The following is an 18,472-nucleotide window of genomic DNA, read 5'->3' as shown; positions in this document are numbered from 1 at the left end:
GAGATGTCGCCGAAGGCGACAGAGGGGGTCCGTTCGACCGGGCTCGGCCTCCTTACTACAAAAAGAGGTCAGCGCTTCATGCGCGGCGACCCCCCTCTGGCCTGCCGGCCATCTCCCCCTCAAGGGGGGAGATTACGGGCTTGCCTCCGCCGCCTTCCCGCTCGCAATGAAATGCGGGTTGGCGAAATCTTCGTCGTCGCTCTGCTTGCGCTTGCCATAGGCCAGCGGCTCGCCGTCCAGCGTACGCGTCATGCCGCCGGCGGCGCGCAGCACGGCGTCACCGGCAGCCGTGTCCCACTCCATGGTGCGGCCGAAGCGCGGATAGATGTCGGCTTCGGCTGCGGCGAGCAGGCAGAATTTCAGCGATGAGCCGACCGAGACGATCTCGGCGGCGCCGAGGTCCCTGATGAAGGCTTCGGTCTCCGGCGTGTTGTGCGAGCGGCTGGCAACGACGGCCAGCGGCGTCACCGCCGTCCTGACCGAAATCCGCCGGCGGCCGACAATCTGGTAATTGTCGTCGACTTCGATTGCTTCCGCCCTGCCCGGCCGTCCCGAAAAGAAGCGTCCGCGGCAGGGCGCAAAGACGACGCCGATTTCCGGCACGCCGCGGCGGATGAGCGCGATGTTGACGGTGAAATCGGTCCTGCGGTTGACGAATTCCTTGGTGCCATCGAGCGGATCGATCAGGAAGAAGGCGCCATCGAGATCGGGCGGCACGATGCCGGCTGCGACCTCTTCCTCGGCGACGCAGGGAGTGTCGGGAAAGGCCGCACGCAGGCCGGCAAGGATGATCGTCTCGCTCTCGCGGTCGGCTTCCGTCACCGGCGAGGAGTCGGATTTGCTGTCGACCGCGCAGCCAGCCCTGAAGACCCGCATCACCTCGCGGCCGGCTTCGAGCGCCAGGCGCTCGAACAGGCCAAGCATCACCTCGTCGTCAGATGCCGCCGCCGGCTTCGTATTGGTCTTCAGCAATGTCGCGCTCGTTCAGCCAGTGTTCCAGAGCCTCTACCATCTCCTCGGCCGTCTTGCCGAGTGTCTTAAGATGGATTTCCGGTTTTTCCGGGGCTTCATACGGTGAATCGACGCCGGTGAAGTTCTTGATCTCGCCATTCAGCGCCCGCGCGTAAAGGCCTTTTGGGTCGCGCCTTGCGCATTCCTCGAACGGCGTATCGACGAATACTTCGACGAATTCACCGTCGGCCATCAGCTCGCGCGCCATGCGTCGTTCGGCGCTGAAGGGCGAGATGAAGGAGACAATGACGATCAGCCCGGCATCGGCCATCAGCTTGGCCACTTCGGCGACGCGGCGGATGTTTTCGACGCGGTCGGCGTCGGTGAAACCAAGGTCGCGGTTGAGGCCGTGGCGGACATTGTCGCCATCGAGAATGTAGGTGTGGCGCCCGGAGGCGAACAGCTTCTTCTCGAGCAGGTTGGCGATGGTCGACTTGCCCGAACCGGAAAGCCCAGTGAACCAGAACACAGCCGGCCGCTGGCTCTTCAGGTCGGAGCGACCGCGCTTGCCGACATCGAGCGATTGCCAGTGGATGTTTTCGGCGCGGCGCAACGTATGCAGGATCATGCCGGCGCCGACCGTGGCGTTTGAGATGCGGTCGATCAGGATGAAGGCGCCGGTGGTGCGGTTGTCGGCGAAGGTGTCGAAGGCGATCGGCGCCCGGGTCGAGATGTTGCAGATGCCGACTTCGTTCATGTCGAGCGACTTTGCCGCCTCGCGGGCGAAATCGTTGACGTTGACGCGGTATTTCAGGTCGGTGACGGTGGCGCTGGTCTGGTCGGTCTCGGTGCGCAGAATGTAGGAGCGGCCGGGCAGCAGCGCTGCCTCGTCAAACCACACGATGTTGGCGGCGAACTGGTCGGCGACCTGCGGCCGCGCTGCGGGCGACACCAGCATGTTGCCTCTGGAGACCTCGACCTCGTCATCGAGCACAAGCGTGATGGCCTGGCCGGCGACGGCCTGGGCAAGATCGCCGCCTTGCGCGACGATGCGCTTGACCCGCGAGGCCTTGCCGGACTTGGCGACGACCACCTCGTCGCCCTGCGCGACCTGGCCGGACGCGATGGTGCCGGCAAAGCCGCGGAAGTCGAGATTGGGCCGGTTGACATACTGCACCGGAAACCGGAACGGCAGTTCGACCGCGGCCTCGTCGACCGACACGGTCTCGAGATGCTCGATCAGCGACGGGCCGGAATACCACGCCGTCTTGTCCGAGCGGCTGGTGACATTGTCGCCGTAGCGGGCCGACATCGGGATCGGCACGATCGTCTGGAAGCCGAGATCGCGCGAGAACTGCCCGTAGTCCTCGACGATGCGGTCGAACACCGCCTGGTCGAAATCGACGAGGTCGATCTTGTTGACGGCAAGCACGATGTGGCGAATGCCGAGCAGCGAGGCGATGATCGAGTGGCGCCGGGTCTGGCGCAGCACGCCCTGGCGCGCATCGATCAGCACGATGGCGAGATCGGCGGTCGAAGCGCCGGTCGCCATGTTGCGGGTGTATTGTTCGTGGCCAGGTGTGTCGGCGACGATGAACTTGCGCTTGGGCGTGGCAAAGAAGCGATAGGCGACGTCGATGGTGATGCCCTGCTCGCGCTCGGCCTCGAGACCGTCGACCAGCAGCGCGAAGTCGATGTCGTCGCCGGTGGTGCCGTGCTTGCGGGAATCACGCTCGAGCGCGGCGAGCTGATCCTCGAAGATCTGCTTGGTGTCGGACAGAAGGCGGCCGATCAACGTCGACTTGCCGTCGTCGACCGAGCCGCAGGTGAGGAAGCGCAGCAGCGACTTCTTCTCCTGTGCCGCCATGTATTCGCGGATACCGTCGGTGGGGGCGAGGCTCTTGGCCAGGATGTGGCGCATGCTCAGAAATACCCCTCGCGCTTCTTCTTTTCCATGGAGCCGGCTTCATCGCGGTCGATGAGGCGGCCCTGGCGCTCGGAGGTGCGCGCCGTCAGCATCTCGCCGACAATGGCTTCGAGCGTGTCGGCGTCGGATTCGATGGCGCCGGTCAGCGGATAGCAGCCGAGCGTGCGGAAGCGTACTAGGCGGCTCTCCACCGTCTCGCCGGGGCGCAATTGCATGCGGTCGTCATCCTTCATGATCAGCATGCCGTCGCGTTCGACCACCGGCCGCTCCTTGGCGAAATAGAGCGGAACGATCGGGATGTTTTCCTGCAGAATGTATTGCCAGATGTCGAGCTCGGTCCAGTTCGACAGCGGAAAGACGCGGATCGATTCACCCGGCGCGATGCGGGTGTTGAAGATCTTCCACATTTCCGGCCGCTGGTTCTTCGGGTCCCAGACATGCTGGGCGTTGCGGAAGGAAAAGATGCGCTCCTTGGCGCGCGACTTCTCCTCGTCACGCCGCGCGCCGCCGAAGGCAGCGTCGAAACCGTATTTGTCGAGGGCCTGGCGCAGCGCCACCGTCTTCATCACATGGGTGTGGGTGTTCGAGCCGTGGTCGAAAGGGTTGATGCCGTCGCGCACCCCGTCTTCATTGACGTGGACCAGCAGGTCGAAACCGAGCTTCTGCGCCATCTGGTCGCGAAAGGTGATCATCTCGCGGAACTTCCACGTGGTGTCGACATGCAGGAACGGGAAAGGCGGCTTGGCTGGATAGAAGGCCTTCATCGCCAGATGCATCAGCACGGAGGAATCCTTGCCGACGGAATAGAGCATCACCGGCTTGGAGAAGGAGGCCGCAACCTCACGGAAGATGTGGATGGATTCGGCCTCGAGCCGCTGCAAATGCGTAAGTGCGATGTTCATGGACTGTGAGCGTTCTCTCGTGCCATCCAGACCTTGCATCAGATGGATCGGGCGTCCTTCTCAGCCACCCGGTTCAAGCTTCTCTGCTGGACATTATTTGGTTCGTGCCGGCGTTTTAGCAGATCGCCATCTGATATAACAATGCTGGAAAGGCCGGTAGCAGCGTCGATCGGGAACGAATTTTCCACGCAAAATGCAAAATCTGGAAATTCCTGCTCAGTGGATCGACACCTCTAAAAGGCCGGGGAAAATATTGCCCGCATCGAGAGAAATGGCGGCCCGACCCCACCGCACTATCGAAAACCGGGCCCAATCGCTATACCGGCTGCTGAACCCGCGCCATGTGGCATGCCGCAAAATGCCGCCGCCAAACACCCCTCGTCGCGCAGCGACCCCAGCGCATTGTGAACCAGAGCATTGACCCCGATTTCCACCATCAAGCAGCACGTCTCGCCCGCACGGATCAACATCACCTTCTCCATCCTCTGCTTCTTTTGCCCGCCGGTGTTGGGATCGGCCGTCAGCTTTGTGTTCAATGGCGGTGGCCTGTGGTCGGTGTTTCTGCTTGCGCTGAAAAGACGGCGTTTCAATATCGACCGGCCGATGACCGCGATGACGGTGGCCATCTATGCCTATTGCGCAGCCTGCGTGCTCGCTTCTATCGTCAACAATTCGATCGCCAGGGATGCGCCGCATCTGGCAGGGCTGATCACCTTCCTGTTTTTCCCCGTGTCATACGCGACCTGGAGCATTACCGAGAAAACCACGCTGACGCGCATCGTCGTGCTGGCGAGCGCTGCCGCCTGTTTTGGCGCCCTGCTGCTGGCGATCGTGCAATATTACTGGCTGGGCATGCGGGCCGAAGGCGGCGCCGGCAATGCGATCGTGTTCGCGACCGTTGCCTGTCTCAGCGTGATGATGTGCCTGGCGGGTGCCCTCTCGGGCATCGAAAAGAACAGGGCGTTGCTGGCGTGCGCGACACTGGCCGGTGCGGTCGCCATCCTCTATTCGGGGTCGCGGATCATCTGGCTGGCGATGCTGGTGGCCGGCATCGCCGTCCTGCTGATCAACCGTCGCAAGCTCAACAACAGAAACGCCATTCGCCTTTTGCTGATTGCGGGCGCGACAGGTATCGTCATCGCTGTCGTCGGCCTCCCGATCATTTCCGAGCGCGCGGCCTTCCTGTTCAGCGACTGGGATGCGCTCACCTCGAAGGGTGACCACACAACCGCGCTCGGCTTGCGCGCAGCACTTTGGCAGATCGGCCTCGGCGCCTTCCACGACATGCCGATTTTCGGTCACGGCATTGCTGCAAGCCGTGAGCTGATAAAGGATGGATTCCACAATCAGTTCAACATGCCGTCGGTGGGCTTCAGCCATTTCCACAATGGCTTCCTGACCGCATTGGTGCAGGCCGGGCTGCTTGGCGCCATTACGCTCGCGGCTGTTTTCGTCGTTGCCACAAGAAATGCGGCCATCGTGCTGCGCACCAGCACCGATCCGATCGAGCGGTTCGGCGCCACGATGATTGTCGTTACCGTGATCACCTATCTCATCGGCGGCCTGACCGGCATCCTGGTCGGCCACGACATCCTCGATGCCACACTGATGGTGTTCCTGGTGTCAGGGACCTATCTTGCTTCGGGCCGGCAACAGGCGTTGCCGGAACCGACCTCGACGCCGCAGGCAAGCCAGCGATGAAAGTGCTGGTCACAGGCGCGACGGGTTTCATCGGCAGGCAGGTCGTCAAACAGCTTGGCGAAGCCGGGTTCGAAGTACGCTTGGCATCGCGTCGCCCACAACAGGTCGATCCCGCGAGCGATGCCATGCTGTTGCCGGATTTCGACGCGCCGGCCCAGGCGTTCCAGGCGCTGATGCGAGATGTCACCCATGTCGTCCACTGTGCGGCTCTCAACAACGACCGCAAGGCAAGCGAGGCCGACTTCCTGGCCGCCAACGCGACACTGACCGCGCAGCTGGCACGCGCGGCCGCCTGGCGGACAAGCGGGCGCTTCATCTATCTTTCATCGATCCGGGCGGTTGCCGGTTCCGGTTTCAGCGGAACGATCAGCGAGGTGACACCCCCTGCCCCGCAATGCGCCTATGGGCGCTCGAAACGCGAAGGCGAGATCAGGATGCTGGAAGCCTATGCGTCCAGGCCTACCGATGCCACGGCGCTGCGCCTGCCGCCGGTCTATGGCGAAGGCATGAAGGGAAATCTGCGTGGGATGATGCGGGCCGCGGCCATCACTTTGCCATTGCCCTCAGCCGCTCTGACCGCAGTTCGCTCGCTGATATCGCGCGACGCGGTGGCTGGCGCCGTGACGCATCTTTTGACTCGTCCCACGCCGTTGCGCCCTACCTATGTCCTGGGCGATGCTTCTCCCGTTGCGATGTCCGAAATCTTGACCGCATTCAGGAACGGATATGGCCTTCCGACCCGCCTCGTTCTTATGCCGGCCTGGCCGTTCAGCCTGCTAGCCACACTACTTGGTAGAAAATCAGCGTACGAGGCCTCCATGGCGACACAGATATGCGACCCGTCACTGCTGATTTCGGAAGGCTGGATGCCGGAAACCGACACGCTCGGCCGGCTTGAGGAACTTGCGCGGCAGGCCCGTCAAGCCCGGTAGATCGTGCCAAGCAGGATTTTGACGTCGAGACGCACAGAGGCCGCGCTGAGATATTCGGCATCGGTTTCGGCGCAGAGATTCGGATCCGACATGTCGATACCTTTCATCTGCGCAAGCCCGGTAATGCCCGGAAGTGCGGCAAGCACACCCAATCGCCTGCGGCGTTCGATCAAGTCGGTCTGCGTGGGCAGGCACGGCCGCGGGCCGACCAGGCTCATCTCGCCCACCAGCACATTCCACAGCTGCGGCAGTTCGTCGATCTTGAATTTTCGCAGCACCTTGCCGGCGGCAGTGACGGAGTTTGCCGGCGCCTGATGCGAGGGCAGAGACGGCGTTCCGACAACCATCGTCCGCAGCTTGTGGCAGGCAAACAGCACGCCATTCTGGCCGACCCGGGTTTGCGAAAACAATGCGGGTCCAGGCGACGACAGCCTGATTGCCAGCATGGCAAGCAGGATGACGGGCGAGGTCAGCGGCAAGAGAACCGCCGCCACGACGAGGTCGAAAGCTCGCTTGGGTCCCCTCATGGCCATCTCTGCGAGACCATTCGCTAGATCCGCCGCCAGATGAAGGCCAGATAGAGCCCAAGCGTACCAGCCAGCGTCTGCCGGTAAACGCCGCTTTTCCGGAGAAGACGCAGGCGTCGCAAGACACCGCCCTTGCGCGCCCTGATGAACAGGCCGAGGCAGGCGGCGGCATCCTTGGTGAGGATGTCGCGGTTGACAGCCAGGCCGCTCAGATTGTGATCGGTCCAGACGGCGAACTCGCCCTTGAACAGGCGACCCAGCCGCGACAGCCGCGCCTTCCACGACACGTTGGCGCCGACCAGGTTTGCCTCATGCTGGCGGTAGCGCACCAGCGGCCGCGGGTCATAGCGGACAATGCCGCCTGCGGCGGTGACGATCAGATAGGTCCACCAGTCATGGCTGACGAACTCGGTCCTTGCCGATGCCTTTGCCAGCAGTTTTCGCGCCGCGCGGTTGATCATCATGGTGTTACCGCCGGCAATGCTTTGCACAAGCGCATTGCGAAACGACGGCGGCTTTAGGAACAGCGGCGAATGCCCTTGCGCTGTGCCGGTTTCGGACATCGTCGCGGTCCTCGAGCAAAACAGCAGCGGTGTTTCGGCATCGTGCGCCTGCATCCAGGCAATAGCGCTCTCCAGCCTGTCCGGCTCCCAGATGTCGTCCTGGTCGCAGAAGGCGTAGTAGTCGGCATCGATGCGCGGATCGATGATCATCGAGCGGAAGTTGGCGGCAAAGCCCTGGCGAGGGCCGTCCGACAGGGTCAACCGACCCTTGGACCAGCGGCTCTGCCAGGCGCCGATGATGGCAGCGGTGCCATCCGTCGAGCCGTCGTCGGAGACCCAGAGGTCGACAAGGGGATGCGATTGCGCAAGCAGCGATGCGAGCTGCTCGTCAAGGAAAGCCGCGCCATCTTTCGTGCCCAGCAGCACGGCCACGCGCTGATCTTGTCTGCTCACTGGTTCAGAATCATCTGCAAACGCCTGGGACCGGCCATCGGATTGGTTTCAATAGCCAATAGCGGTCGATCAGGACAGGCTTTTTGTTTCCGCAATTCCTCAGGCAAAGCGCTGCGCGCTTTTCCCGGGAAAACCGCTTCACACTTTTCCTGGAATTGCTCTAACCCGCTTGTCCGACTGTTTTCGCAACGGTTTCCCGCCGTGCTTCACCTTGAGGCTTGTCCGCCTGATGAAGTCCGGCCATGACGGCGAGCGCGGCGGCCTTGTCCTGATCTCGCATGGCCGCCTGCAGCGATGTCAGCGCGGCCTGGACCTTGGGCCATCCCACGACATCGGTTCTGAGGCCAAAGATCTTGGGGATATCGAGCGCGACAATCTCCTCATTGCCGCCATGCAGCACCTCGTGAAGCTTCTCGCCCGGCCTGATCCCGGTGAAACGGATCGGAATGTCGGTGTAGGGGCTTTTGCCGGCCATGCGGATCATGGTTTCGGCGACTTCGAGGATCGGCACCGGCTTGCCCATGTCGAGCATGTAGATGGCGTAATCGTCCTTGCCCTGGCGCCGCTCGGCATCGGCCGCCGACATGATGACGAGGTCGACGGCTTCGGCCACCGTCATGAAGTAGCGGGTCATGCGGCGATCGGTGATGGTAACCGGACCGCCGGCCTCGATCTGCGCCTGGAAGATGGTGGCGACCGAGCCGTTGGAGCCGAAGACATTGCCGAACCGCACGGCGATGAACTTGGTGCCGGAGCGACGGCCATTGGGTTCGGTGGTGTGCGTTTCGTGCAGCGAAGAGACGATCTGTTCGGCGGCGCGTTTTGTCATGCCGAGCACCGAGGTCGGATCGACCGCCTTGTCGCTGGAAATCAGCAGGAACTGCGGCACGCCGCATTTGGCGGCAACCTCGGCGCAGACGAGGGTTCCCAAAATGTTGGTCTGGATCGCCGATTCCCAGTTTTCCTCAAGCAGCGGCACATGTTTGAGCGCGGCGGCGTGGAAGATGATGTCGGGCTTGAAATCGCTAACGACGCGGGTGATCTGGCGCCGGTCGGTGACATCGACGATGCGGCTCTTGAGCCGGGCATGATCCTTTTCGTCGACTTGCTGGTCGAGCTGGAAAATCCCGAACTCCGAGATATCGGCAACCAGAACCGCCTCGGCGCCAAGTTCCAGCGACCGCTTGACCAGGATGCGGCCGATTGAGCCGGCGCCGCCGGTCACCAGAACGCGCTTGCCGCCGACGAAGCCGCCGATCCGCTCAACATCAGAAGGAACCGTGGAGCGACGAAGGATGGTTTCCATTTCGACAGCGTCGAGAACCAGCTTTCCGCCCTGCCCGAGTTCCGAGACGCCGGAGAACTGGACGACGGCGATGTCGCTGTGGCGGGCGACACGGACCAACTCCGAATACTCCTCGATCTCGCGTTCGGTGCCATTGCCGAAAATCAGCATGTCGAGGCTTTTGGTGCCTCTTGCATATTCTTCGAGGACCTCGACCAGGCGGGGCCGCACGGCCACCACCGGGACGCCCTGGATCTGCGTGCCCAGCGGCGCGCCGTTCTCGATGGCCATGATGCCGGCGATGGAATACTCGGCCGGCTCTGCCGTGCGCGTGAACCGGATGATGACGTCTGCTTCGCCGAGCCTGCCGACGAACAGCGCCTGCTTGATCGCCACGTTGTTTGCGTTGCGGCTCAGGATGCGCCAGCTCGCTCCATCGCGCAGGAAGCGGTAGTAAAGCCGGGGCGCCGATATGATGGTGAAGGAGACGAGGAAAAAGACGATGAACTGGCGCTCGTTGAGGCCGGTCACCGGCTGAAACGATCGAACCGCCAGCGAGACGACATAGAGCGTGACGGTCAGGATCGTGCAGCTCTTCAGGATGTTGAAGAAGTCCGGCGTGGAGGCGAAACGCCACACGGTGTTGTAGAGACCGCAAAACCTGAACAAAAGGTGGCTAAGCACAACGATGAGCGTCCAGCAGGCGAGACCCGGATAAGACAGCGGATCGAACGACAGTCTCGACTGCGACAAAACAAGGCTGAACGCCACCGCGACCAGAACCATGACAAGGTCCTGGATCATGATGATGGCGCGCCGCATCTTCGGCCGAAGTCCGGACACGACTTCTACATAGGATGTCATTGGGTAGTACTGAACTCCAGGCGCAAGGATACGGACACTAACGTGGTGCGAGAGCGACGGAAACCCGTCACCTATCACCTGTTTAGAGTGCCAATCCCCAGCCCCGCCGCTTAGTATCGCATAGCGTGGAGTTGCATTCATCGCCAGATATTTTTTCGTGGACCCTTTGGTTAAGGGATTGAACGATCAGTCGAACGTCCTTTTCACCAGGATTCGCGAAATGTCGAACGCTGGGACGACCGGCGCGCCTTGGGCCTAAGCCAGGCGCGGCATTGACAGGAAAGCATTTTGACCAAGTGCCAAGATGCGCCTCTGCTCATATCAGAGACATGGATTTAAGGTTCGCGCAGTGCCTCGATTGCGATATCGAGGCAAGAGGCGTCGACCTGTCGCAAGCGATTCGCGGTCCATCGAGGCTTCTTTACGACGCAATGCGTTGCCAAATGCGCGCGGCAATGGCTATGAAGGGCGCCTTTCGCCGGTCTAACGGCCATGGGACGTGATCCACAACGACAACAGACTGCGACACCAGGAAACGATGATTGCGGCACTAAACGGCGCTCTTGACGACATCAGCAAGGCCATGAGGCTGCACCGGGTCTGGATTGCGCTTGCTCACGAAGATATCGGCGACCAGCACAGACGCACAACACTTGGCCCGCTTTGGCTGCTGGTCAATTACGTTGCGTTCGTGGGCACATTCGTCTTCGTGTTCCAACCCGCGGGCAAGGATGCCGCGGGTTATGCTGCCTATGTCGCGATCGGCCTTCTGGTATGGTTCTACCTGATGGAGGTCATGTCCCTGAGCGTGTCGCTGTTCCAGCGCGAAGAGAGCTTCATCGAAGGCACGACGCTGCCTTTGTTTGTGTATGTGCTGCGGCTGACATTGCAGTCCGCCATCCGGGCGGGCTATGCGATCACGGGTTGCGTTGTCATTCTGCTCTTGAGTGGCACCCCTGTCGCTTCGCCGTGGCTGTGGTCGATTGCAGGATTGCTCCTTATACTGTTGGTCACGCCCGCAATGATTACTGTATTCGCGTTTCTCGGAGCTTTCTTTCCCGACAGCCAGTTCATTGTCGGTAATTTGCTGCGGGTAGGCATGTTCTTCACGCCCGTTTTCTGGGTGTACAAAGGACAAGAAGGCATACAGAAATACGCGTATCATTGGAATCCATTCACGTATTTCCTTGAGATCGTCCGTTTGCCGATATTGAACGGAGAATTGCCAGCTCATGCTTTTGGGGTGACGATCATCATGTCTTTGGCGACATGGGTGATTGCATTGCTGCTGCTTGGCCGGTACCGCAAGCAAGTCATCTTCATCATCTGAGTTTTCGATGGTTTCTATCAAACTGGACAACGTTAGCCTTGTTTACAAGCTGCACGAGAAGCTGACGCTTTCCGCGCCGGATCGGCGCGTGGGTGGGCCTGGTGGCAGAATTGAAGGCTCGGGCAGAAAGCAGTTTGTGCAGGCGCTCGACGGCATAAGCTTCGAGTTGAAGGCCGGCGACCGACTGGGCCTGGTCGGCCCGAACGGAGCCGGCAAGACCACCCTTCTCAAGGTGCTCTACGGGATCTACGAACCATCCGGCGGAAGCGTCGCGATAGAAGGCAAGGTCGATGCTCTTTTCAATATCAACATAGGCTTTCGCCGCGAGGCCACCGGACGCAGGAACATCGTGTTGCGTGGGTTGATCAGCGGATGGACGGAAGCCGAGATCGAAGAGAAGATGGAGGATATAATCGCCTTCAGTGAGCTCGGCGACTTCATCGACCTGCCGTTCAAGGCCTACAGCCAGGGCATGGCCGCGCGGCTGGCCTTTTCGGCAGCAACCGCGCTTGATCCCGAGATTCTGTTGATGGACGAGTGGATTGGCGCCGGCGACGCCTCTTTTCAGGCCAAGGCGAAAAGGCGCATGGATGAACTGGCGGAAAAGGCCGGCATCATCGTGCTGGCCAGCCACAGTGAGGCCCTTATCCAAAGCGTCTGCACGAAAAAAATGACGCTCAGGAGCGGTCGGATCGAATCGTTCACTACAGAACCGGTTAAGCGTGCTGGAAAGCCAGCCAAACTCTAATCCTTTTCGCGGGTATCGGGTAGCGAGACTGACGCATGACGAAACAAGACTCCGTTCCGATGAATGATCTGAAGCGCCTGTATCAGCGCTATCAGGTTGAAATCGAGCGTGAAGTAGTGAGCACGCTGCGGTCCGGATGGTGGCTCAACGGCGCGGCGGGCAAAAAATTTGCGGCAAATTTTTCCAAGTATATAGGTGTTTCGGAATGCGTCCTTGTCGCCAACGGCACCGATGCCCTTGAATTTGCCTTGGCCGCTGTCATCAGGTGCAACGGCTCGCGCGGGCGTGAAGTCATCATCGCGGCCAATGCTGGGGGCTATGCTAGCTGCGCCTGCTGGCACAACGACCTCATTCCGCACTATGTCGACATAGAACCGGCTAGCCAGCTCATGGACGTTCAGTCCGTGTTGAAAGCAGCCAACGCCGACACCGCTGCGATAGTCGTCACCCACCTTTATGGTGGCGTCGTCGATGTCCGAGCCATGAGGGCCGGACTTGCCGAGGCTGGCCTCTCGCACATTCCAATTGTGGAGGACTGCGCGCAGGCGCACGGGGCAAGGATCGCAAACGAGGTTGCGGGTTCGCTGGGAGATATCTCCACTTTCAGCTTCTATCCAACCAAGAATCTCGGGGCTATGGGTGACGGCGGTGCTGTTCTCACCCCTGACGCGTCAGCCGCCGCACACATACGGCAGTTGCAGCAATATGGCTGGAGTTCAAAATATCATGTCGGCGTGCCCAACGGCCGCAACTCTCGCATGGATGAGGTTCAAGCCGCGATACTGGACGTTTTGCTGGGCGATGTGGATATCCGCAACGGCCAGCGGCGCGCCGTCCTCAGCCGATATAAGGCGGTCGCTGGGCGCCGATTGAAATTCCTGGAAGGAGGAGATGGCGCTGTCGCGCATCTCGCCGTCGTGCTCTGCGACGACCGGGATGCATTCCGAGCGTTCCTGAAAGAGCGCGGCGTCGACACCGACATTCACTATCCCGTGCTGGATTGCGACCAGGTCGGCTGGGCGGATCTGCCGATGAAGGGCGCGGAAAATCTCGCCGTTTCAAGAGCCAGCGTCAGCCGTCTCTGCTCCGTCCCCTGCTATCCCGACATGATGAGTGACGAAATAGAGCAAGTGTGCCTAGCCCTCCGCGAATGGGAGGCAATGTGACAACACGTTCGATCGTTTTCCCGATCTATCGAAATCAGGCGAACATCCCTTCCCTTCTGCAGGCGGTCGCCAATTTCCATTCCAGATATCGAGGTGACATCGAGTTCGTCTTCGTCGTCGACGGATCGCCGGACGAATCCGGCCCTCTGCTGGTCAAGGAATTGAAGGGCTCGGGCTACGACTACAAGATCATCTTCCATAGCCGGAACTTTGGCTCGTTCACCGCCATTCGAACCGGGCTCGAACATGCCTCAGGTGACCAGGTCGCCGCCATGGCCGCCGACCTGCAGGAACCGCCGGAACTGATTGTCGAATTCTTTTCGAAGCTGGAAAGGGATGAGGCTGACGTCGTGTTTGGTCAGCGAACCGGGCGTAGCGATCCGCCCCTGACCAAATATCTGTCCAGGGTTTTCTGGGGTGCGTACCGTAGGCTCGTGCTGCCCAGCATGCCGAGTGGCGGCGTCGATATCTTTGCCTGCAATCGCCAGGTGCTGGAAGCGATCCTCTCGATCGAGGAGCCGAACAGCTCCCTTGTCGTGCAATTGTTCTGGGTCGGCTTCAGGCGGGATTTCGTGCCATACCGCCGCCGCGAACGAGAGCACGGAACAAGCGCATGGGGCATGGCACGGCGCTTCCGGTACATGATGGACAGCGTTTTCTCGTTCTCAGATTTTCCGATCATGCTCACGCTCTGGTTGGGTTTTGCGGGCTGTGTGCTAAGCTTTCTGTTCGCAATTGTTACCGTGGTCGCCCGGCTGCTTGGCAATATCGACCCCGCTGGCTACACGACGTTGGTGCTACTGATCACCGGCTTCGGCTCAGCCAGTCTGTTGGTTCAGGGCATTCTTGGCTGCTATCTGTGGCGCGCCGTTGAAAACACCAAGTCGCGCCCTCTCAGGATCATCAGCCGCGTCGTTGACGGAACCGCCAAATGACCGACAAGCCATTTTTCGTGCATGAACGCGGCATCTGCGAAAGTACCCATGTTGGCAGCGGGTCGCGTATCTGGGCATTCGCCCATGTGCTTCCGGGCGCTGTGATCGGTTCGAACTGCAATATTTGCGATCACGTCTTCATCGAGAACGATGTGGTCGTCGGCGATGACGTGACCGTCAAGAGCGGCGTCCAGCTATGGGATGGGGTACGCCTGGGCAATCGCGTTTTTGTCGGTCCGAATGCGACCTTCACCAACGATCGTTTCCCGCGCTCCAAGCAATACCCAGAGACGTTTCTGCTGACGAGGGTCGAGGACGGCGCGTCGATCGGTGCCAACGCGACAATCCTGCCGGGCATTGTTATCGGCCGACAGGCGATGATCGGCGCCGGCGCGGTGGTGACCAAGAACGTCCCTGCCAATGCGGTCGTGGTCGGAAATCCAGCCATCATCATTGGCTACCAGACCGGCCCGCAGATCGTGCCGGCAGTGACGCAGACCTTCCCCGACGCCGTCGGCGAGAAGATGCCGCTTGGGGTCGGCGGCAGCGAACTCTGGCGACTGCCGCATTTTGGCGACCTGCGCGGCGAACTGGCACCGCTGGAATTCGGTTCGAACTTGCCCTTCAAGCCCCTCCGGTCCTTTCTGGTCTATGGCGTGCCGTCCGACAAGGTCAGGGGTGAACATGCGCACCACGAGTGCCATCAGTTCCTTATCGCAGCCCATGGCCGCCTTTCGGTCGTCGTGGACGATGGCCATGACAGGAAAGAGGTTTCATTGGCCGAACCGTCGATCGGGCTCTACATACCGCCCGGCATCTGGGGGATTCAGTACAAGTTTCAGCCGGACACGGTGCTCCTGGTTATGGCCTCGCATCCCTACGATGCGGACGACTACATCAGGGACTACACGGATTTCCTCGCCACGGTCAAACCGGATGACCACTGACCGCATAGGCTCAGACGCACTACGCTTTCTTGTGGCGGGCGCATTGAACACCGCGCTGACGAGCGTCGTCTACTTCACCGGCCTTCTTTTACTCCCGTCAGCAGCTTCCTATGCGATTGCCTGGCTGCTAGGCCTCGCGTTCGTGATGGTGTTCTATCCGGGTCGGGTGTTTCCTGGGGGGCGTACTCACCTAGCGGATCGACTGACGGTCGGCGGTTCGGTCGCCGCCGTGTTTATTGCCGGGTTGGCGACCCTTCACTTTCTCGAGCGAGCGTTGCAAAGCCGAGCAGTGGCGTTCTTTGCAACACTGGCCATCACGACGATGCTCAACTTTCTGGTTTCTCGATGGATACTGCGCAGACAATAATGAAAGACTCTATTGGGCCTCAAACGGCGAACGTCACGCCGGGACCCGCCCCCCAAACGACGCGCCGACCCCGCTATACAGCGACATCGGCAGAGCGCGTTATCATTGCCCTTTTCGTCGCCATCCCAATTTGCTGCCTTTTATGGATGGCGATCCAGTGGATTAACTATGGAATAGACCTTCCATATTTCGACGATTGGCGCGATTATTTTGATGGAACCACTGGTTCTCTTAATACCAGATACCTTTTTATGCCAGCAAACGACACTCTATACGCTGTCGGTAAATTTCTTGAATCCCTCATTTTTATCAATTTCAAGGGAAACTCGGTTGTCGATCAATTCCTTTCAATGACGACTGTTCTTGGTTTAATTCTTTTTTTGCAGTGGATTCTAATAAATATAGCGATTAAAGACCGACTTCTTGCGGCATGCGCCTTCTCTCTCACTTTGTTCATGCTTCAACCGGATAGCTATTGGGGTCGACAAAATATAGCTTACCACCAAGCTTTACCACTCATATTCATTCTTGCCGTGGTTTACATCCTGATTGCAAGTCGATGGCCATGGCCCATTCGCTCTTTCGTTTTGTTCGTGTTGGGCATTCTCTCTGGATTGGCTTATACCTCGGGCGCCTTTTCCTTACTCGCACTGACCGCCACCCTCATTGTCTGCATAGCGGGTAACCGGCGCGCTTATGGCGAGTTGATCCCAGACGCGGTCGCACTGCTTTGCGCAGCCGTCATTACCGTTATCGTGCAAGGGTACGTCCTCGTATACGTCCAACATGGCCAGGTGCACTCAGGAACGCCCTGGTCCCTGCCGAACAGCCCCGAATTCTGGTTTTACATGTTCGGCAAGGTAGGCCGTAGCCTCATGCTGACGGGCTCGCATCCGTTGCGATCTCTTTTGGTCGTCTTGTTTTGCTTGGCCCTTGCCGTGACGGTCGCGATAGCCAGCCTGCGTAATGTCATGACGGCGGAGACGCGGCATTCGGTTCCCGCCCGTTTGGGATTGATCAGCCTTCTTTTGTTTGCCTCGGTACTTTTCTACCTTCTAATGGTCGCCGCCGGTCGAACCGATTTGCGGCCCGCCGACATATCAACCCCCTTGCAACTCTTCGCCTTTGGCTTCGCGCGCTTTCACTTCTTTTGGGCCACGCTGATTTGGCCGTGGGTGTTTGCGGGCACCATTGTAATGGCAATGATGCTGCGGCCTAAGAAGGAGGCTGCAATTCGTATCGTAGCGGTGGTGGCGACGGGTTGCGTCGTCGTCTTCACCATGGCGGCAGGAGTTTTTGCCCACGCTTCCTACTTTCGGCAGACATCTGATCTAACCCTTCGAAACGGCGCGTGTTTACAGGCGAAGCTGGTCGCGGGGGGGCCTATCGATTGTCCAACGCTTTACCCTCGCGACATGACACTCGCATATGCCAACGCGGTAAAGATGGGCGCGTCATTCATACGCTACTTTCCGCCCGACCTGCTCGAAAGTGCTCCTCGCAATCCGACCTGGAATGTACTGGGCAAGCCAATTGACAGCATTACGGTGAACAACGCGAAAGCCGAGATTCGCCCTGGCAATCTGAGTCTGGCTGCTGGCAAGGATGTTCAAATGGCCTTCTCAGTCGGCCAGGCGGATGACCTCCACCACTGCTTGGCGGTCCGCGTAGAAACCACCGTGGCTGTTGAAAGCCCCACGATTGTTCAGCTCTTCTATCGTCCGTGGAGCGGTCCGGCTTTCTCCGAGGCCAACAGCCGCATCCGGCAAATAGCTGCAGGTAACGGAATTACGGTACGGTTCCTCGTGATCGAACCGCACGGCTTCAGGAACGAGTTTCGGCTTGACCCGGTTTCCGACAGCCAGCCCGCGGTTGTGAAAGAGCTGAATGTTTCATGCGTTCTCAGAGAGGCTGGTACCGCAGGGTAGATCGCACCACTCGCCTTGGTAACTAACTTAATATGGACGAATCCGGCCGTAAAAAACGCTAACGCAGACTGCAGTATGGATTGAAAGAGATTCGGCAAAACGTTGCGCCGCTCGGAAAGCCTGCGGACGGACGGTTTTGCAGCCCCCCGGCATTCGATACAGAGGAACCCGATGGATATCTTAGACGCATACGTGACGACGGCGCCGAGCGCCCAGAATGTCATCGATATTTTCAGGGACGAATGGTCGTCCAAGTTTCCAGCGGGCGCTGGGGTAATGGCGACTCCCGGAAGCGCGGCCCTGTTTGAGGATGCCAGAATTGAATGGCTCTCGAACACCATTGGGGGCTTTGCAGGAAAGAGCATCCTCGAGCTCGGTCCACTCGAAGCGGGGCACACCTACATGATGCATCGGGCGGGTGCAAAATCGATCGTCGCCATCGAAGCCAATTCGCGGTCCTACCTGAAATGCCTCTGCGTGAAGGAAATCTTTGACCTTAATCGTGCCCAGTTTCGTTACGGGGACGCGATGCGGTATTTATCGGAAACCAGCGAACGCTTCGACGTTTGTGTGGCCTCAGGCATACTTTATCATATGATCGACCCAGTTGAATTTCTTCGAAATATTGCTGGCGTGTCCAATACAATGTTCCTTTGGACGCACTACTATGACGAATCGCTGCGCGCTCGAGAAAATCTGGGCAGACAGTTCGAAAAACCGTACGAGATCGAAGTCAACGGCCACTCGTATGTCGTGTGCAAACGCAACTACGAGGAAGCGCTCAATTGGGCCGGCTTCTGCGGCGGCGGAAAGCCATGGGCGTTTTGGCTTACCCGAGATTCCCTGATGCGGGCGATCACCGATTCCGGCTTCACAGTGGAGGCAATCGAATTCGACCATCCGGCACACCAGAACGGCCCGGCGCTGGCTCTAGTGGCGCGGAGGACTATCAAACCGGACTCTTAGCGTTAGACCGCAGTCACTAGTTGCACAACTGGCTATTCTA

At 59.7% G+C, this 18,472-nt stretch carries 16 protein-coding genes; 10 read left to right on the top strand and 6 right to left on the bottom strand.

Features of this window, described 5'->3' with window-relative positions; genetic code table 11:
* Positions 1-132 precede the first annotated feature (132 nt).
* The 3 genes from cysQ to cysD are packed head-to-tail and all read right to left on the bottom strand — an operon-like array spanning position 133 to position 3,780.
* Positions 133-924 carry a 3'(2'),5'-bisphosphate nucleotidase CysQ gene (gene cysQ / locus AC1DYO_RS12680; RefSeq protein WP_477263881.1) on the bottom strand — a complete coding sequence of 264 codons (792 nt, stop codon included), beginning with the start codon at positions 922-924 and terminating at the stop codon, positions 133-135.
* 10 nt (positions 925-934) lie between these two features.
* Positions 935-2,872: a sulfate adenylyltransferase subunit CysN gene (cysN, locus tag AC1DYO_RS12675; RefSeq protein ID WP_477263616.1), complete on the bottom strand. Its 1,938-nt coding sequence runs from the start codon at positions 2,870-2,872 to the stop codon at positions 935-937.
* Positions 2,873-2,874: 2 nt separating this feature from the next.
* Positions 2,875-3,780 carry a sulfate adenylyltransferase subunit CysD gene (gene cysD, locus AC1DYO_RS12670; protein ID WP_477263614.1) on the bottom strand — a complete coding sequence of 302 codons (906 nt, stop codon included), beginning with the start codon at positions 3,778-3,780 and terminating at the stop codon, positions 2,875-2,877.
* 417 nt (positions 3,781-4,197) lie between these two features.
* On the opposite strand from cysD, the gene AC1DYO_RS12665 reads away from it, so the two are divergent.
* Together AC1DYO_RS12665 and AC1DYO_RS12660 are read left to right on the top strand one after the other, a co-directional pair.
* Positions 4,198-5,481 (top strand): O-antigen ligase family protein, encoded by a 1,284-nt coding sequence (locus AC1DYO_RS12665; protein ID WP_477263612.1) that lies wholly within the window; start codon positions 4,198-4,200, stop codon positions 5,479-5,481.
* Positions 5,478-6,413: an NAD-dependent epimerase/dehydratase family protein gene (locus AC1DYO_RS12660; RefSeq protein ID WP_477263610.1), complete on the top strand. Its 936-nt coding sequence runs from the start codon at positions 5,478-5,480 to the stop codon at positions 6,411-6,413. The genes AC1DYO_RS12665 and AC1DYO_RS12660 overlap by 4 nt, the downstream gene beginning before the upstream one ends.
* Here the strand turns inward: AC1DYO_RS12660 and AC1DYO_RS12655 are convergent.
* The 3 genes from AC1DYO_RS12655 to AC1DYO_RS12645 form a co-directional block, all read right to left on the bottom strand.
* Entirely contained in the window at positions 6,401-6,940 is a 540-nt protein-coding gene (locus tag AC1DYO_RS12655) for a sugar transferase (RefSeq protein WP_477263608.1), read from the bottom strand. The two genes, AC1DYO_RS12660 and AC1DYO_RS12655, sit on opposite strands and share 13 nt — an antisense overlap.
* A 23-nt stretch (positions 6,941-6,963) precedes the next feature.
* Positions 6,964-7,896 carry a glycosyltransferase family 2 protein gene (locus tag AC1DYO_RS12650; RefSeq protein ID WP_477263606.1) on the bottom strand — a complete coding sequence of 311 codons (933 nt, stop codon included), beginning with the start codon at positions 7,894-7,896 and terminating at the stop codon, positions 6,964-6,966.
* Positions 7,897-8,056: 160 nt separating this feature from the next.
* Positions 8,057-10,045 (bottom strand): UDP-N-acetylglucosamine 4,6-dehydratase, encoded by a 1,989-nt coding sequence (locus AC1DYO_RS12645; RefSeq protein ID WP_477263604.1) that lies wholly within the window; start codon positions 10,043-10,045, stop codon positions 8,057-8,059.
* Positions 10,046-10,544: 499 nt separating this feature from the next.
* Here AC1DYO_RS12645 and AC1DYO_RS12640 point away from each other — a divergent pair, with 499 nt between their 5' ends.
* The 8 genes from AC1DYO_RS12640 to AC1DYO_RS12605 all read left to right on the top strand — a co-directional run bounded on the left by AC1DYO_RS12640 (position 10,545) and on the right by AC1DYO_RS12605 (position 18,432).
* Positions 10,545-11,375 (top strand): ABC transporter permease, encoded by an 831-nt coding sequence (locus tag AC1DYO_RS12640; RefSeq protein WP_477263602.1) that lies wholly within the window; start codon positions 10,545-10,547, stop codon positions 11,373-11,375.
* 7 nt (positions 11,376-11,382) lie between these two features.
* Entirely contained in the window at positions 11,383-12,123 is a 741-nt protein-coding gene (locus AC1DYO_RS12635; protein ID WP_477263600.1) for an ABC transporter ATP-binding protein, read from the top strand.
* A gap of 35 nt (positions 12,124-12,158) precedes the next feature.
* Positions 12,159-13,289 carry a DegT/DnrJ/EryC1/StrS family aminotransferase gene (locus AC1DYO_RS12630; RefSeq protein WP_477263598.1) on the top strand — a complete coding sequence of 377 codons (1,131 nt, stop codon included), beginning with the start codon at positions 12,159-12,161 and terminating at the stop codon, positions 13,287-13,289.
* Positions 13,286-14,224 carry a glycosyltransferase family 2 protein gene (locus AC1DYO_RS12625; RefSeq protein ID WP_477263596.1) on the top strand — a complete coding sequence of 313 codons (939 nt, stop codon included), beginning with the start codon at positions 13,286-13,288 and terminating at the stop codon, positions 14,222-14,224. Before AC1DYO_RS12630 ends, AC1DYO_RS12625 begins: the two co-directional genes overlap by 4 nt.
* Positions 14,221-15,171, top strand: coding sequence for a WxcM-like domain-containing protein (locus tag AC1DYO_RS12620; RefSeq protein WP_477263594.1), 951 nt, complete (start codon positions 14,221-14,223; stop codon positions 15,169-15,171). Before AC1DYO_RS12625 ends, AC1DYO_RS12620 begins: the two co-directional genes overlap by 4 nt.
* A complete protein-coding gene (locus AC1DYO_RS12615) occupies positions 15,161-15,538 on the top strand; it encodes a hypothetical protein (RefSeq protein WP_477263593.1) in 378 nt (125 codons plus the stop codon). The genes AC1DYO_RS12620 and AC1DYO_RS12615 overlap by 11 nt, the downstream gene beginning before the upstream one ends.
* Entirely contained in the window at positions 15,538-17,466 is a 1,929-nt protein-coding gene (locus AC1DYO_RS12610) for a hypothetical protein (RefSeq protein ID WP_477263591.1), read from the top strand. Before AC1DYO_RS12615 ends, AC1DYO_RS12610 begins: the two co-directional genes overlap by 1 nt.
* A 171-nt stretch (positions 17,467-17,637) precedes the next feature.
* Positions 17,638-18,432, top strand: a complete 795-nt coding sequence (locus tag AC1DYO_RS12605) for a class I SAM-dependent methyltransferase (protein ID WP_477263589.1) — start codon at positions 17,638-17,640, stop codon at positions 18,430-18,432.
* Positions 18,433-18,472 lie beyond the last annotated feature (40 nt).

Source organism: Mesorhizobium sp. P2_F5, assembly GCF_056403715.1.
This window is presented reverse-complemented; position numbering and strand designations above follow the sequence as displayed.

What these genes read in the sequence shown, in the direction of transcription:
- cysQ (WP_477263881.1), bottom strand. Translation starts at nt 924, where the DNA reads ATGCTTGGCCTGTTCGAGCGCCTGGCGCTCGAAGCCGGCCGCGAGGTG.
- cysN (WP_477263616.1), bottom strand. Translation starts at nt 2,872, where the DNA reads ATGCGCCACATCCTGGCCAAGAGCCTCGCCCCCACCGACGGTATCCGC.
- cysD (WP_477263614.1), bottom strand. Translation starts at nt 3,780, where the DNA reads ATGAACATCGCACTTACGCATTTGCAGCGGCTCGAGGCCGAATCCATC.
- AC1DYO_RS12660 (WP_477263610.1), top strand. Translation starts at nt 5,478, where the DNA reads ATGAAAGTGCTGGTCACAGGCGCGACGGGTTTCATCGGCAGGCAGGTC.
- AC1DYO_RS12655 (WP_477263608.1), bottom strand. Translation starts at nt 6,940, where the DNA reads ATGAGGGGACCCAAGCGAGCTTTCGACCTCGTCGTGGCGGCGGTTCTC.
- AC1DYO_RS12645 (WP_477263604.1), bottom strand. Translation starts at nt 10,045, where the DNA reads ATGACATCCTATGTAGAAGTCGTGTCCGGACTTCGGCCGAAGATGCGG.
- AC1DYO_RS12635 (WP_477263600.1), top strand. Translation starts at nt 11,383, where the DNA reads ATGGTTTCTATCAAACTGGACAACGTTAGCCTTGTTTACAAGCTGCAC.
- AC1DYO_RS12630 (WP_477263598.1), top strand. Translation starts at nt 12,159, where the DNA reads ATGACGAAACAAGACTCCGTTCCGATGAATGATCTGAAGCGCCTGTAT.
- AC1DYO_RS12620 (WP_477263594.1), top strand. Translation starts at nt 14,221, where the DNA reads ATGACCGACAAGCCATTTTTCGTGCATGAACGCGGCATCTGCGAAAGT.
- AC1DYO_RS12615 (WP_477263593.1), top strand. Translation starts at nt 15,161, where the DNA reads ATGACCACTGACCGCATAGGCTCAGACGCACTACGCTTTCTTGTGGCG.
- AC1DYO_RS12610 (WP_477263591.1), top strand. Translation starts at nt 15,538, where the DNA reads ATGAAAGACTCTATTGGGCCTCAAACGGCGAACGTCACGCCGGGACCC.
- AC1DYO_RS12605 (WP_477263589.1), top strand. Translation starts at nt 17,638, where the DNA reads ATGGATATCTTAGACGCATACGTGACGACGGCGCCGAGCGCCCAGAAT.